Genomic DNA, 239 nt, shown 5'->3' on the forward strand with positions numbered 1-239 from the left:
TCTATCCAGTGAACGAAGTGCCCAATTCTTTGAAGCAACTGAAGTAGAATTCTGGGAGTTAACAGATAAGGAGATTGAGAACTATCTTGATACAGGAGAGCCTTTTGATAAAGCGGGAGGTTATGGCATACAGGGTTTCGGTGCCGCCTTTGTGAAGCGAATTCATGGTGATTATTATAGTGTGGTAGGGCTTCCTATTTCGAAAACGCTACGAGAGCTTCGTGCGTTTGGAATTGTTC

General features: G+C 43.5%; 1 protein-coding gene. It reads left to right on the forward strand.

The genetic code is table 11. The features are described from left to right. On the forward strand, window positions 1-239 hold a 239-nt coding region (locus Q4528_RS15855), incomplete at both ends, for a Maf family protein (RefSeq protein WP_303522702.1).

This window comes from Staphylococcus pasteuri (assembly GCF_030547725.1).
Lineage (GTDB): Bacteria > Bacillota > Bacilli > Staphylococcales > Staphylococcaceae > Staphylococcus > Staphylococcus pasteuri.